Consider the following 15184-nt stretch of genomic DNA (forward strand, 5'->3'; position numbering starts at 1 on the left):
CTTAATTAACAAGGAAAAATGTGGAATTTGACTATTACGAAATCCTTGAAATTTCAAGAAATGCAAGCGGAGATGAGATCAAAAAAGCCTTTAGAAGGCTTGCTTTAAAATATCACCCAGATAGAAATTCTGGCGACAAAGAGGCTGAACTAAAATTTAAACAGATAAATGAGGCTTATCAAGTTTTAAGCGACGAGCAAAAACGCTCTATCTACGACAGATATGGCAAAGAAGGCCTTGAGGGTCGATTTGGTAGCGGTGGCGGATTTAGTGCTGATTTTGACCTTTCAGATATTTTTGACTCATTTTTTGGTGGCGGTTTTGCAAGTAGTTCTAGGCAGAGAAAAAGATACTCAGAAAAATACTCAGCCGATCTTGAAATTCCTATAAATTTGGAGTTTAACGAAGCTATTTTTGGTTGTGAAAAAGAGATAAAATTTGATCAAAAAGTGCCTTGCCCAACATGCAATGCAACCGGCAGTCAAGATGGCAAGAGCAAGACTTGCCAGCACTGTGGCGGAAGTGGCAGGATAACACGCGGAAATGGCTTTATGAATATCGTCCAAGAGTGCCCATATTGCCACGGAAGCGGTGAAGTAATAAGCGAACCATGCCACGATTGTAACGCAAAAGCTTATAAAATCCAGCAACAAACTGTAAAGATTACTATCCCTGAGGGCGTTGATAGCGGCATGAGAATGAGAGTAGCTGGCAAAGGCAATATCGGTACAAACGGCGTTCAAGGCGATCTTTATGTAAGCATAAACGTCAAAGAAGACAAGCATTTTATTCGCCACAACGACGATGTTTATTTAGAAATTCCTGTCTTTTTCACGCAAGCTATACTTGGTGAAAGTATAAAAATTCCAACGCTTCGAGGAGAAACTGAGCTAAAACTACCTGTTGGAGCGAAGGATAAGCAGCAATTTATCTTTGAAAATGAAGGTATCAAAAGCGTAAATTCGCGCAAAAAAGGTAGGCTCGTAGCACAAATTTCTATTCAAACGCCTGAAAAACTAAGCGATGAGCAAAAAGAGCTTTTAAATAAACTTCAAGCTAGCTTTGGCATAGAATCAGGTAAATCAAATACCGATGAAAGCGTCTTTGATAAGATAAAAAGCTGGTTTAAAGGCGATGAGCCAAAGAAGAAAAAGAAAAAATAAATTTAAATTTGTGATGTTAAATTTTGACGTCACAAATTCTTTCAAAATAAATTTTATATATCCTAATTTTTACAAGTAAATTTCACACAAATTTTAAAATTTCATGAACGGAGAATTTTGGCTCCAAATTTAGTAGCCTGATAATGCGAGTGAGATAAGATTTTAAAATTTACAGAAATAAAACAGCATATATTTTTTGTTCTTTTATTAAGAGAGAAGGGAGCTTAAATTACGGTCTGCTTGCAGTTGCGAGCTAGCAAAGCAAAAGAACTCCATTCTCCCTTAATAATCCCTCTATCCTGACAAGTTCAAGGTGCATGCGTTTTGCTATCGAGCAAGTGTCAGGCAAATCTTAGCAGTCAATTCTTACGAGCAAGCAAAATTTTAAAATTAACAAGAGAGTATAAATTTACTCAGTTGCAAGCTCCAAATAATAGTCGAGCTGATCGCGTCTGATGATACGTATAAGGTTCGTGCTACCCTCAACGCCCGTAGGGTGACCTGCGGTTACTAGATAAGTCTTGTCGTGTTCAACATATCCCTCTTCATACGCCTTTTTCATGACATTTGCCAAAAGTGAGCTAAGCTTTGTTTTTTCTAGTACAAGCGCTGGTGTAACACCCCAAGCAAGGGTAAGCATATGTGCTGTTTGCTCATCGTGAGCTACTGCGATGATGTCGATATTTGTGCGGTTTCTAGCTAATTTTATAGCCGATTTTCCTGAGCCAGTGATCGAGATTAATGCATCTGCCTTTATGCGAACAGCAAGAGATGCGGCGCTACTTGCCACCATATCAGTCTCGTCAAAAAAGTCAAACTCATCAAATTTATTATATGGATAGATGCTTTGAGTTTGGATAATCGTTTTACTCATCGCCTCTACGACTGCGACTGGGTTTTTACCTATCGCACTCTCCTCACTTAGCATAACAGCATCAGTACCGTCTAATACAGCGTTTGCTACGTCACTGATCTCCGCTCTTGTGGCAGTCTCATGCTCTGCCATGCTTAGCATCATCTGGGTTGCTGTGATGACCGGCTTGCTTGCTGCATTTGCCTTTTTGATGATGAGCTTTTGAATGGTTGGAACCTTATAAAATGGCACTTCTATGCCAAGATCGCCACGAGCTACCATGATACCATCACTCTTTGCGATGATATCGTCTATATTTTCAACCGCGTCAAATTTCTCGATCTTAGATAAAATGGCAGCACGTGAGCCAAATTCTTTTAAGATATTTTTTGCCTTTATTACGTCATTTGCATCTTGCACGAAGCTAATAGCAACAAAATTTACACCATGCTTTGCGCCAAATTTCATATCTTCTTTATCTTTTTGTGTGATGATCTCTATGCCAAGGGCTGTATTTGGGAAATTTACGCCTTTATTTGAGTTTAAAATTCCATCATTTTCAATGATAGTTTTTACTATTTCTTTACCTTCGCTGACAACCTTTGCTCTTATAGAGCCGTCATAGAGATAGACATACTCGCCAACTTTCAGCATAGGTAAAATTTGAGGCTGATTTAGGCTTACTTTATAAATTCCTTTTTCCACTTTTTCACCGACGATCTCATCGGCATGGATACTAAGTTCATCACCAGCCTTTAGATAAAATGGCTCACTAAGCTTGCCAACTCTGATCTTTGGGCCGCAGATATCTTGTAAAATTCCTATTCTTTTATTTAGCTTTTTTTCGATATTTCTTATCTTGTCAATGTTTGATTTATGGTATTCGTGTGTCCCATGGCTAAAATTTAAACGAAAGACATTAACACCCGCTTTTACCATCGCTTCCATTGTCTCTTCATTATCACTTGCTGGCCCCAAAGTAGCTACGATTTTTGTCTTTTTTATCATTTTATGCCCCATAAATTTGATTTTTGCGATTATAACACATTTTAATAATGTAATTTTTTGTATAATAGGCAAAATTTCAAAGGAGAAGATATGAATAAATTTTTATTAGCGTCTCTTGGTTTAGCAGCTGTTGCTTGCGTTGCTATGGGAGATGATAAAGTTTATAAGCTAAAGCTTGCTAGCTCATGGGAGAGCACTATGCCAGTGCTTGGTGATGTGCCAAAAGAGCTAAAGGATAAAGTTGAAAAGATGAGTAATGGCAGACTTGAGCTAAGGATTGATTATCCATCAAAGCATAAATCACCTTTTGCAATGCTTGATTTTGCTAAAAGCGGTCAATACGACATTACCTACACAAGTAGCTATTATTATAAAGGCAAAGATGCTAAAACTATATTTTTTACAGCAACTCCATTTATGATGAATACTGACGAGCAAACAGCTTGGTATGAATTTGGCGGTGGTAAGGAGCTTGAGGCAAAAGTTTACGATCCATACAATATCAAAATTTTTAGAGCTGGAAATACCGGCATGCAAATGGGTGGCTGGTTTAAAAAAGAGATAAAATCACTAGATGATATCAAAGGTTTAAAGATAAGAATTCCGGGCTTTGGTGGTGAAATTTACGCTAAACTTGGCGCTAACATCAATACTATCCCAACTGGTGAGCTTTATATGGCTCTTGAGATGGGAACGATCGACTCAGTCGAATGGGTTAGCCCAGCTTATGATATGGCACTTGGCTTTCACAAAGTGGCAAAATACTACTACACAGGCTGGCAAGAGCCAAACGGTGAGACTCAGTTTTTCTTTAATAAAAAATCATACGAAAAACTTCCAGATGACCTAAAAGCGATCTTTGAAGCAGCTGCAGCAGAAGTAGCAAGAGATGCAAATACAAAAGTATTTTATTCAAATGTCGAGTACTGGGATAAAATGAAGAGCGAGTATCCAGACATCCAAGTAAAATCTTTCCCACCAGAAGTAATAGCAGCTCTTAAAAAAGCCACAAATGAGCTTCTTGATGAAGAGAGTGCTAAAGATCCGTTATTTAAAGAGATCGTTGAGTCTCAAAGAGCTTTCCTTAAAAAAGCAAGAGAATGGACTAAAATTTCAGACTACGCTTATATCAAAACAAACGAATAGTAAAATTTAGCAGGGATTTTCCCTGCTTTTTATATTTACTCTAATTACTTTCAATAAAAATTTTAATCAAAATGTTTTTATTACAAGCCATAAATTTTTACAAAAATAAATATTGGTGGCTATTATAGATAGAAAATTTCTCTCATTGAGTGCTCGATCTTTGACTCATCGAGTGTATTGTTAAAAAATAAATTTAGTGCTAAGACCGCTTGATATAAAAGCATATCGGCGCCATCTTTTACGCTAAGATTATCTTGCATGGCCATTTCTAAAAATGGTGTCTGCTTGCCATAAATCACATCGAATGCAAATTTAGCATCCTTAAAAATGCTTTTTAAAATTTCTTTAGGTGCTGGTAAAAAATCATCCTTTAAGCCAGCAGAGGTCGAGTTAATGACTAGATCAAATTTTTGCTCTTCGTAGTTATCCCAACTAAAGCATTTGTACTCATCTTTAAATTTCTCAAGCCTATCTTTGCTTCTATTTAGTATGCAAACATCAACACCTTGTTCTTTTAATGCATAAGTTATGGCATTTGCAGTACCGCCAGCTCCAAGAACAATAGCTTTTTTTACATCTTTAAAATTTTTTATTGCTTTTAAAAATCCAGGTGCATCTGTGTTATACGCATAAATTTTGTCATTTTCAAGCACAAGCGTATTCGCAGAGCCTATTTTACGGGCTATATCTGAAGCTTCATCGGCTAAATTTAAAGCCCACTCTTTATGTGGAAGTGTTACGTTTGCACCGTTTAATTTTAAGGATTTAAATTTATTGATTAATTCACTGCCATCTTTTAGCAAGACTCTTGTGTAAAGTGCTTTTAAGCCCAGGTCTGCAATGGCTTTATTGTGCAGCCTCGGAGATACCGAGTGAGCTATTGGATCTCCAAAGACTGCAAATGTTTTCATTTTGCTCTAAAGATAAAAGCGTCTTTATTGATATCTTTTCTAATATCGCCTACTGCTTTTTGAAGCATTTTTTCATCAAATGGGCCAACTAAAATTTTAGTCAGTTCACCAACTTTTATAGTTTTGTAGCTATATCCCTTAGCAGCGATCTTCTTCATATATTCAGCATTTGGATTAAATTTACTAGTCACAAATACTTGAACATAAGAGCCTTTTGTGGCAGGTTCAGTTTTAGCTACTTCAGCTTTTTTGTCTGCTTTATCTATTTTGGTTTCAGCCTTTTTTTCAATCTTTTTATCTACTTTATTTTCAGTCTTAGCTGGTTTTGCCTCACTCTTTTTATCAGTAGCTACTACTTTTTCGACTTTTTTAACTGGAGCATCTACCTTTGTCTCAGCTTTTTTTGCTGGTATTTCAGCAGGCTTTTCGATAGGCTTAACTATCTCTTTTGGCTCTTCAGTTTTAGAAATAGGCTTATTATTTTCTTTATCTTTTAGCTTTTTGATCATATCTTCAAATTCGTCTTGTTGCTTATTTTCAGGCACGATCGGTACTTGCTCAAAGAGCTGTGTATCGCCTTTTTTATTGTCTGAATTTGTATCAGCTATCGGAGATTGTCTATCTACTGGCTGCTCAGCTGGTACTGGAGGAAGCACTAGTCTTGAATCAGCTTCATTTTGCGCTTGTGAAGGATCGCTTGAATTTACTAGCTTCATAGCCACTACAATGATCAAAAAAAGTATAATAAGAGCTGCTATAAATATCAGAAGTTTTTTTAGCTTCAATCCTCTTGCGTCATCATCTCTTTCTAAAAGAATATCTTTTAACTCATCGTTTTCCACTTTTTATCCTTAATTACATATATTTTGACCAACTTGCCCCACGCTCCTTTTGATAGAGCTTATAAGGTAAAGTTAGTATATTAAATTCTTTTGGCATATCGATATTTGGAAACATTCTCCACTCTTTAGGTAGCTTCTGTGAAAGCTTTGCGTTGAGCACGTTTGCCAGCTGACAAGCCTCATTTAACGTAGTGTGACCTTTATGCACATAAAGGTGCAGATGCCCTGGCGTCTTGCTCTCGTAGGCTGTAAAATTTATAAAGCCCTCTTCTCTTAGAAGAAGCTGTGCTTTATGCCAAAATCTATCAGGGGTTCTGCCGTTATAGTCAAAAACTATATTTTCAACTTTATCGTATGCATTTATTAAAGAGTGCGCGATAACGGACTTGCCCTCTTCATGCTCTTTCATGACACTATAAGTTAGTGGCTCATTTATCTTTTCAAATTTATCAAAGAAAATTTTACCCCTGTATTCTATTTTATTAACGATCGTATCACGCTTGATATAGTAGTGAGTTGTAATAATCTTTATAAGTGCCGTATCAATACTTTGCATCAAAATGTCGCTTTATCATAGATTATAAATTTATGAGCAAGTTCAACTAGCTCAGCTTTTGTCTTCTCTTGTAAAGATGTGTTGTTTATGTCGCTTAGAACGTCAGCTATTTTGTTTGCTATTAGCTCAAACTCAGCCTCTTTCATACCACGAGCCGTAAGCGCAGGACTACCAACACGTATACCACTTGTGATAAATGGACTTCTTGTCTCGCCTGGAACTGTATTTTTATTTACCGTTATTCCAGCATTTCCAAGAGCGATATCTGCGTCTTTACCGCTAAAATCTCTATTTAAAAAGCTCATTAAAATTAGATGGTTATCAGTACCGCCACTCACTAGGTCAAAGCCTCTTTTTATTAGTACTTCGCCTAATTTTTTAGCATTTGCTTTTACTTGTTTAGCGTAAATTTTCCACTCAGGGCTAAGGTTGTGCTTAAAGCCAACTGCCTTTGCTGCGATAACATGAACAAGTGGTCCACCCTGGATGCCTGGAAAAATAGAGGCATTTATCTTCTTAGCATACTCTTCGTTGTTTGTCATAATGATACCGCCTCTTGGGCCTCTTAGGGTTTTATGCGTAGTTGAGCTTACGACATCGCAGTATGGAAAAGGACTTTGATGCTCACCAGCAACAACAAGACCAGCAATGTGAGCAACATCTGCAAAGAGTATCGCCCCAACAGCGTCGGCTATCTCACGAAATTTTTTAAACTCGATCTCTCTTGTGTATGCGCTTGCGCCACAAACGATCATCTTTGGTTTTACTATCTTTGCGATATCCATGACCCTATCGTAGTTTATACGGCCATCAAGCTCTACACCATAGAAAAAGCTCTCATACATCTTGCCAGAGCTACTTACCTTTGCGCCGTGTGTTAAGTGTCCACCATGGCTTAGATCCATTCCTAAAATTTTATCGCCTGGATTAAGTAAAGCGCCGTAAACACCTTGATTTGCCTGAGAGCCAGAGTTTGGTTGAACGTTTGCAAATTTACATCCAAAAAGCTCTTTACATCTATCGATCGCTATTTGCTCGATCTCATCGACAAATTCGCAGCCACCATAATATCTCTTGCCAGGATAACCTTCAGCGTATTTGTTTGTTAGGATTGAGCCCATTACTTCCATAACTTCTGGATATGTAAAATTTTCACTAGCGATCATCTCAAGGTGATCACATTGGCGTTTTAACTCTAAATTTACTAGATCGTAAATGTCCTTATCATAGCTTTGCAAACTCATTTTTCATTCTCCTTTATCTCATTTTTAAGTGGCCTCATCGCTGGGAAGAGCACAACATCACGTATTGATTTTTTATCCGTTAAAAGCATCACGAGCCTATCGATGCCTATACCCTCACCTGCAACTGGTGGCATGCCGTATCCTAGGGCTTTTACATAGTCCTCGTCCATCTCATGTGCCTCGTCATCGCCTGCGTTTTTAGCATCGATTTGCGCTTTAAAGCGGTTGTATTGATCAATTGGATCATTTAGCTCGTTAAAGCCATTTGCTAGCTCGCGACCAGCGATAAATAACTCAAATCTCTCAGCCACATCAGGATTTGCATCACTTCTTCTTGAAAGTGGGCTGATCGAAATCGGATAATCAATAACAAATGTTGGGTGTATAAGCTTGCTCTCTACATAGTTATCAAATAGCTCAGCCTGCAAGTGACCAAGATCAAGCTTCTCATTTGCTTCAAGGCCATCAGCTCTTAGTTTTGCTAAAATTTTATCTTTATCGTTTATGATATTCTCATCTAGTCCGCCGATCTCAACGAGAGCTTTTTTGTAGCTTATTCGCTTAAATGGCTTACTAAAATCAATTTCCATGCCATCAAAATTTACAACTTTTTCCATATCTAGCTTGTCTAAAATGACATTAAAAAGATCCTCTGTGATACCCATTAAATCGTGGTAGTTGTGGTATGCCCAGTAAAACTCTATACTTGTAAACTCAGGATTGTGAGTAAGATCCATACCTTCGTTTCTAAAATTTCTATTCATCTCATAAACAGCCTCAAAGCCACCTACTATAAGGCGTTTGAGGTATAGCTCAGGTGCGATCCTTAGATATCTCTCTACTCCAAGGGCATTGTGAAAAGTGATAAATGGCTTGGCGTTTGCACCGCCTGCTATTGGGTGTAGCATCGGAGTTTCAACTTCTAAAAAGCCTTTTTCTTCAAAAAATCTTCTAATCGTACTTATAATCACTGAGCGTCTTTTAAAATCAGCTCTAACTTCAGGATTCATTATCATATCAAGATATCTTTGGCGATATCTTGTCTCAACATCAACTAGACCATGATACTTCTCAGGAAGTGGACTTATCGACTTTGAAGCAAGGCTAAGCTCGCTTACATGCATGGAAAATTCGCCAGTTCTTGTTATAAATGCATAACCTCTGACATAGACGATATCGCCTATCTCTACGTATTTTTTAACGATTTTAAACCACTCTGGATCAAGCGTTTTATTGCTAAAGTAAATTTGTAAATTTCCATCTTCATCTTCGATATTTGCAAAAACCGCTTTTCCAGCATCACGAATTAGTTTTATTCTACCTGCAAGACCTACTAGCTGACCCTCGGCCTTTTTTTCTTCTGTATCATTAATGTAGTTAAATTTTAGTCTAAATTTAGAGATATTCATATCTCTTCTAAGAAAATGCGGATATGGATTAATACCTAAATTTCTTAGCTCGTCTATGCTTTGTAGTCGTTGAATCTCATGTTGGTTGTCAAATATCACCTTACTTTCCCTTTATATTATTTTTTGAGCATTTTTCACAAATTCCATAAAGCTGCATCATATGGCCAGTTAGTTTAAAGCCATGATCTTTTGCGATACTGATTTGTCTTTTTTCTATCATTGGATCTTCAAATTCTATGATAAGGCCGCACTTTCTGCATATCATATGGTCGTGATGTGGCTTTGTGGCAAGCTCAAATTTTTTGCCTTGTGAACCAAAGCTGATTGATGTCACCATTTCTGATTCTTCAAGTAGATTTAGTGTTCTATAAACAGTTGCGATACCAATATTTAGCTCAGGGTGTGTCTCTTTTATAAAAAGATAAAGTCTTTCTGGAGTAAAGTGTTCGCCATTGTTATATAGCGTTTTTAGTAAAATTTCACGCTGTTTCGTGTATTTTAAACCATTGTCGCGAAGCACTCTTTTGAATTTCTCAAGCAACGCATCATATTCTAAATTTTCTATCATTTTATTCCCCTTTTGTGATATTAGAGTCGGTATTTACACTAGCATTTGCATCCATTGAGATAAATGCATCAGTTTTATTTGTATCCATTGGTCTTGCCACTATCTCATCTAACTCACTTTTGATATTTTTTACATCAAGATTTGTTATCCATTTGCCAGTTTCTATCAAAACCGGATAAACTTTACTGTTCGCAAAATAAGGAGCAATTATATTATTTAGCGAAGTGCCAGATACTACAGCAACTACTGCAGAAAATGTTAAGAAAATTTTTCCACTTCCCATAACAAATCCACCAAGTCTATCCAAAAAACCAAGTCCGCTTACTGAAACTATTTTTGATAAAAATTTACCAACTAGTAAGCAAACTAGCCAAAAAACTAGCCAAAGAGAGATAAATGCAACAAACTGTAAAAATGAAGGATTTTCAAATTTATATATATTTTTAGTTATAAACTCACCAGATAGATCTGAAAACCTGCTAGCTATAATTAAGCCGCCGATAAGTCCAATAAGTCCGAAAGCTTCTTTTATAAGTCCATTTAATATGCCTTTTATGCCAAGCATCAAGACAAGAGCAATAATAATAATATCAAACCACGTTACTAAATCCATTATATAGTTCCTATTAAATTTTGAAGTTCTTGCTGGCTAGTTGAATAAGCTAGCGCATTTTCTTTTGTAATCTTACCCTCTTTTAGTACTTTCATCAAAGCCTGGGTTTGCGTACTCATACCAGTTTGTTGTTGATTTAGCTGCATCTGAGAGTAAATTTGATGTATTTTGTTTTCACGTATCAAGTTTGAGATAGCCATATTGTTTATTAAAATTTCATGCACCGCGCATCTTCCACCGCCTATCTTTGGGATCAGGCTTTGTGAAACGACAGCAGTTAGCGAAACACTAAGCATATTTCTTACTTGTAATTGCTCGCTCCCATCGAAACTATCAACGATCCTATTTATAGTTTGAATGGCTGAATTTGTGTGAAGCGTACCAAAGACTAAGTGTCCGGTCTCAGCCGCCGTAATAGCCGTTGAAATCGTTTCCCTATCTCTCATCTCGCCTACAAGTATGATATCTGGATCTTCACGAACCGCAGATTTTAGAGCCCTTGAGTAAGAAGTTGCGTCAGTGCCGATATTTCTATGAGAAAATAGAGCTTTTTTATTGTTATGCACAAACTCGACTGGATCCTCAATTGTAATAATATGCTTTCTATAATTTAAATTTATCTCATTAAGCATGGCTGCGAGAGTTGTTGATTTACCACTTCCTGTCGGTCCAGTAACCAAAATAAGACCTTTTTCACGCTTAATAATGTGTTTAAAAATTTGTGGGGCATTTAACTCATCAAGAGATGGGATATTGATTGGGATTATACGAAAAGCAGCAGCTAAATCACCATTCATGGTATAGTAATAGTTGCCACGAAAGCGACCAATATCTGGAAGCTCGATCGCAAAGTCAAGCTCTTTATTATTCTCAAGTTCACTTTTTTGTTCATCAGTAATCAAAGCAAAACATAAATTCTCTATATCCTTGCCTCTTAGCACGCCAAAATCAATAGGCTTTAAAGCACCATCTACTCTTATTTGCGGCTCAGATCTTGAAACAAGGTGAAGATCGCTTGCCTTATCACTCACAACAGTTTTTAAAAGTGTTTTTATATCGCCAGCAAGATTATTAAGGCTATTATCTTCTGGTATTTTTACACTTAAATTCTTTGCCTGAAGCTGTTCGATTAGATCCATATTTTTACCATTATTCTATTATTTTTGGTACAGCAAAAAAATGCCCTTCACGCGAAGGAGCGTATTTCAAGATCGTATCAATCACATCGCTTGGTCTTGGCTCATCTTCTCTTAAAGGTGTGCCACCTTTTATAGAGCTAACTACAGCTTCATCGCTGCTTAGATCAAGTTCGTTTAAAATATCAACAAAAGATACAATCTCACTTAGTTGTTTTTTTACTTCTTCTCTTTTTTCATCACTGATTTGTAAGGCAGAAAGTTTTTCTAATTTATTTAAAAGAGTATCATCTATTTGCATTATATAAGTAACCTTATTAATTAATTTTGAGCCATTATATCACATTCAAGCTTTAATTTTGGGATAGTTTTAATTTAATTATGTTAAAATCTGCGAATTAAAATTTTTTAAAAATAAAGGAAAAGCGTTGGCTATAAAAGAAGATCTAACACAGATAAAACAAGAGATTGGTGCTCAAGAACAGTTTTTAGAAAGCATGATCAAAGGTGAGCGTTTCTTTAGAAAGTATAAAAAATTTATGATAATTGCCATTATCGTTGCCGTCATTGCAATTATTGGATTTTATTCGAACAAAATAATAAATGATAATAGAATTGAAGATGCAAATTTGGCTTACTCAAAGCTCATTTTAAATCCAAACGATGCAAATGCCTTAAGCATTTTAAAAGAAAAAGAACCAAATTTATATGCACTTTTTTCACTTCAGCAAAAGCTTGATAAAAATGAGACAAATGGCATTAGTGAACTTGCAAATTTAAAAGTAAATCCTATAGTAAAAGATATCATTCTTTCACAAAATGGTAATGCAAACACTCAGATTTTAAGCGAATATAGCACACTTTTAAAAGGTTTTGAGCTTTTAAAACAAAACAAAATCAAAGAAGCAAATGATGAGTTTAATAAAATTTCACTCGACTCTCAACTTCAAACTTTAGTTAAAAATTTAAAACACTATCAGGGAATAAAATAATGAAAAAAATTACTCTTTTCTTGGCTTTTGCCTTGGCTTTAGTTTTAAGCGGATGTGGCACAAAAAGACAATATTTCGAGCCAGCTCAAACCTCTGGCAAAATTTCTTTGTCAAAAGATATGCCATCTTATATCAAATCAGCAAATGCAAATGGCGCCACTCTTGACAACGGCAATATCATCACCAAAAACGGTCTAAATACAAACATCAAGTTGCCTGAAAATTTTAATTTCTTAAATGAAAACAACGGCTTTATCATATCAGCTAGTATAAATGGCGATCTAAATGTGACAGATCCTAGTGGACACAGCGTTTATAGCAATAAATTTCCAACAGCAATCGTTGCTGCTTCTCTTGATCAAAACCTATTAGCAGCTATCAGCACGGCAAACCACATCTATCTAATAGACATAAATACCGCAACAACAATAATGGAATATAGCTCGTCTAATATAGCAGCGGTTGATTCAAGGGTCGTAGCACCATTTTTTATGAGCTCGCTTATCGTTTATCCGGCATTAGATGGCAAAATTTATATAGTACAAAAAGAGACTGGTAGAATTTTACGTGACGTGGTCGTAAGCTCTGAAAATTTCTTTAATAACATCATATTCTTAGGCGTTGAGGGCGATAATCTAATTGCAGCAACAGCAAAAAAACTAATCGTCATTAACCCAAGTCAAACGGTTTATTATGACGGTGAGATCAAAGATGTACTAGTTAATAACGATGAAATTTATATCTTTAAAAAAGATGGTACGATCGTAAGAACAAATCTTATGCTAAAAGAGCAAAATAAAGTAAATTTCAAATTTGCCATCTTCTCAGCAGCTACTATTATCAATAATAAGCTCTACATAATCGAAAAAACAGGCTACGTTATAAAAACAAATTTAGACCTCAGTGGAGCTGAAATTTATGAATTTAGCGATGAGATAAAAGATAAAAGCTTTATGGGCAATGATACCTTTTATTATGATAATGAACTTGTTAATTTAGGGCAATGAACCAAAAAATTTGGGAGCTTTTTGAAGCCAAAAAAATCCTTTTAAAAGATATCAAAGCACTTAATACAAGTGAATTTAGTACAAAAAAGACGCTTGATATCTTTTGGGGAGTGGACAATAAGAGCTTTTATAGTCTTATCTTTTTAAGAAAAGCAAAAAGTAGATTGCTACGTAAAGAGGCTTTGGAGCTTGAAGAAATTTCTAAAAAAATAGAGATGAAATTCCAAACAAATCTAAGAAAAAAAACTATATTTTATAGCTCAGAAATTTGTTCTAAAGCCTTAAAAGAACTACAAGACAATAATTGGCGATGTTATGATTTTGTGTAATATAGGCAATACTAACGCTACATTTTTAGAAGATGGCAAAATCTCACGTATGAAAATTTCTGAGTTTAAAAGCTATAAGCCAGAAAAAAAAGTATATTTTATATCCGTAAATGATGAAATTTTAAATATTTTAAAAGATAATAAGATGTTTGTGGATCTAGAACCATTTTTTACTATTGATACGATATATCAGGGTCTAGGTGTAGATAGAATCGCAGCATGTTACTCTATAAATAATGGCGTAATCGTTGATGCTGGAAGCGCCATAACAGTTGACATTATGGCAAATTCTATCCATCTTGGAGGATATATCTTGCCAGGCATTTCAAGTATGCTAAACGCCTACAAAAGTATCTCGCCACGACTTGATATTACTATAAATTCACAAATTGACATAGATGCACTACCACAAAAAACAGCTGATGCCGTGAGTTATGGCATTATTAAACCAATAATAACTCTACTAGATAAGCTAGCCGGTGATAAAAAAGTCTATTTTACTGGTGGAGATGGCGATTTTTTGTCAAAATTTTTTAAAAATGCTATTTGCGACAAGATGCTAGTTTTTCGTGCCATGCAAAAGCTAATAACTGAAAAGAAAGATATGATAATATGATAACAGTAGCACTACCAAAGGGAAGAATAGCCGAGGCAACACTAGAAATTTTTAGAAAAATTTTTGGTTCAAGTTTTTTATTTGAAGATAGAAAATTAATCCTTGAAGAAGGAAATTTTAGATTTTTAATGGTTCGCAACCAAGATATCCCAACTTATGTCACTGAAGGTGCGGCTGATATTGGTGTAGTGGGGCTCGACGTACTTGAAGAGCACAAGCCAAATGTTGTAAGGCTACTGGATTTAAAAATCGGACAGTGCAAAGTTTGTATTGGCATAAAAAACGACTCTGAACTAGATCTAAACCAGCCAGAGCTAAAAATAGCCACAAAAATGCCAAATATAACAAGAAATTATTTTACGAAACAAGCCGTAGCTGTAAAGATCATTAAGCTTTATGGCTCGATCGAACTTGCACCATTAGTTGGCTTAAGCGATGCGATAGTTGATGTAGTCGAAACTGGCTCAACCATGAAACAAAATGGGCTAAAGATCGCTGGTGATATCATACAAAGCTCAGCTTATCTAATAGCAAATAAAAATAGTTTTATTATTAAAAAAGATGAGATTTTAGAACTTTACAAAAAAATCAAAGAAGAAATTTAAAGTCCTTCTCTCTTATCATAAAGTGCAAAATTTCTCTAATTATAAAGTCCGACTATTCGCTTATAAATTCTTTTAGAATAACGCATTGGTAGTCACTGACACACTTTTTATATTAATTTATCTTAATAGATTAGTACTGACATACAAATAACGATCTAAACGTAACAAAAATAGTAGTCTCCAACG

The 15184-nt window shown here is 35.7% G+C and carries 17 protein-coding genes; 7 read left to right on the forward strand and 10 right to left on the reverse strand.

What is annotated here, in order from left to right; all coding sequences use genetic code 11:
• Positions 1-20 precede the first annotated feature (20 nt).
• Positions 21-1163 carry a molecular chaperone DnaJ gene (gene dnaJ, locus FZ940_RS02980; RefSeq protein ID WP_148821437.1) on the forward strand — a complete coding sequence of 381 codons (1143 nt, stop codon included), beginning with the start codon at positions 21-23 and terminating at the stop codon, positions 1161-1163.
• A gap of 409 nt (positions 1164-1572) precedes the next feature.
• On the opposite strand, the gene pyk is transcribed toward dnaJ, so the two are convergent.
• Positions 1573-3024 (reverse strand): pyruvate kinase, encoded by a 1452-nt coding sequence (pyk, locus tag FZ940_RS02985; RefSeq protein WP_148821438.1) that lies wholly within the window; start codon positions 3022-3024, stop codon positions 1573-1575.
• A gap of 90 nt (positions 3025-3114) precedes the next feature.
• On the opposite strand from pyk, the gene FZ940_RS02990 reads away from it, so the two are divergent.
• Positions 3115-4170 carry a TRAP transporter substrate-binding protein gene (locus tag FZ940_RS02990; protein WP_021091622.1) on the forward strand — a complete coding sequence of 352 codons (1056 nt, stop codon included), beginning with the start codon at positions 3115-3117 and terminating at the stop codon, positions 4168-4170.
• Positions 4171-4292: 122 nt separating this feature from the next.
• Here FZ940_RS02990 and FZ940_RS02995 read toward each other — a convergent pair whose 3' ends face one another.
• The 9 genes from FZ940_RS02995 to gatC are packed head-to-tail and all read right to left on the reverse strand — an operon-like array spanning position 4293 to position 11750.
• The gene (locus FZ940_RS02995) at positions 4293-5081 is read right to left on the reverse strand and encodes a shikimate dehydrogenase (protein ID WP_148821439.1); all 789 of its coding nucleotides are present in this window, start codon (positions 5079-5081) and stop codon (positions 4293-4295) included.
• Complete coding sequence (locus FZ940_RS03000) at positions 5078-5923, reverse strand: SPOR domain-containing protein (RefSeq protein WP_148821440.1); 846 nt, start codon at positions 5921-5923, stop codon at positions 5078-5080. Before FZ940_RS03000 ends, FZ940_RS02995 begins: the two co-directional genes overlap by 4 nt.
• A 13-nt stretch (positions 5924-5936) precedes the next feature.
• A complete protein-coding gene (locus FZ940_RS03005; protein WP_148821441.1) occupies positions 5937-6479 on the reverse strand; it encodes a DUF1882 domain-containing protein in 543 nt (180 codons plus the stop codon).
• Positions 6479-7723, reverse strand: coding sequence for a serine hydroxymethyltransferase (locus FZ940_RS03010; RefSeq protein WP_148821442.1), 1245 nt, complete (start codon positions 7721-7723; stop codon positions 6479-6481). Before FZ940_RS03010 ends, FZ940_RS03005 begins: the two co-directional genes overlap by 1 nt.
• Positions 7720-9228 carry a lysine--tRNA ligase gene (gene lysS / locus FZ940_RS03015; protein ID WP_223154669.1) on the reverse strand — a complete coding sequence of 503 codons (1509 nt, stop codon included), beginning with the start codon at positions 9226-9228 and terminating at the stop codon, positions 7720-7722. The genes FZ940_RS03010 and lysS overlap by 4 nt, the downstream gene beginning before the upstream one ends.
• A gap of 4 nt (positions 9229-9232) precedes the next feature.
• Positions 9233-9700, reverse strand: coding sequence for a Fur family transcriptional regulator (locus FZ940_RS03020; RefSeq protein WP_021091630.1), 468 nt, complete (start codon positions 9698-9700; stop codon positions 9233-9235).
• 1 nt (position 9701) lies between these two features.
• A complete protein-coding gene (locus FZ940_RS03025; protein WP_103577000.1) occupies positions 9702-10313 on the reverse strand; it encodes a CvpA family protein in 612 nt (203 codons plus the stop codon).
• Complete coding sequence (locus FZ940_RS03030; RefSeq protein WP_103577001.1) at positions 10313-11452, reverse strand: type IV pilus twitching motility protein PilT; 1140 nt, start codon at positions 11450-11452, stop codon at positions 10313-10315. Before FZ940_RS03030 ends, FZ940_RS03025 begins: the two co-directional genes overlap by 1 nt.
• A 10-nt stretch (positions 11453-11462) precedes the next feature.
• The gene (gene gatC / locus FZ940_RS03035; RefSeq protein WP_072594515.1) at positions 11463-11750 is read right to left on the reverse strand and encodes an Asp-tRNA(Asn)/Glu-tRNA(Gln) amidotransferase subunit GatC; all 288 of its coding nucleotides are present in this window, start codon (positions 11748-11750) and stop codon (positions 11463-11465) included.
• A gap of 127 nt (positions 11751-11877) precedes the next feature.
• Between gatC and FZ940_RS03040 the strand changes: the two genes are divergently transcribed.
• The 5 genes from FZ940_RS03040 to hisG are packed head-to-tail and all read left to right on the forward strand — an operon-like array spanning position 11878 to position 14998.
• The gene (locus tag FZ940_RS03040) at positions 11878-12441 is read left to right on the forward strand and encodes a hypothetical protein (protein ID WP_087580345.1); all 564 of its coding nucleotides are present in this window, start codon (positions 11878-11880) and stop codon (positions 12439-12441) included.
• Positions 12441-13448, forward strand: a complete 1008-nt coding sequence (locus FZ940_RS03045) for an L-seryl-tRNA selenium transferase (protein WP_107697453.1) — start codon at positions 12441-12443, stop codon at positions 13446-13448. The genes FZ940_RS03040 and FZ940_RS03045 overlap by 1 nt, the downstream gene beginning before the upstream one ends.
• Positions 13445-13777 (forward strand): hypothetical protein, encoded by a 333-nt coding sequence (locus FZ940_RS03050; protein WP_107697452.1) that lies wholly within the window; start codon positions 13445-13447, stop codon positions 13775-13777. Before FZ940_RS03045 ends, FZ940_RS03050 begins: the two co-directional genes overlap by 4 nt.
• Entirely contained in the window at positions 13764-14393 is a 630-nt protein-coding gene (locus FZ940_RS03055; RefSeq protein WP_084041953.1) for a type III pantothenate kinase, read from the forward strand. Before FZ940_RS03050 ends, FZ940_RS03055 begins: the two co-directional genes overlap by 14 nt.
• A complete protein-coding gene (gene hisG, locus FZ940_RS03060; RefSeq protein ID WP_107697451.1) occupies positions 14390-14998 on the forward strand; it encodes an ATP phosphoribosyltransferase in 609 nt (202 codons plus the stop codon). Before FZ940_RS03055 ends, hisG begins: the two co-directional genes overlap by 4 nt.
• Positions 14999-15184: the final 186 nt, after the last annotated feature.

The sequence above is a fragment of the Campylobacter concisus genome (assembly GCF_902460415.1).
GTDB classification, from domain to species: Bacteria; Campylobacterota; Campylobacteria; order Campylobacterales; family Campylobacteraceae; genus Campylobacter_A; species Campylobacter_A concisus_Y.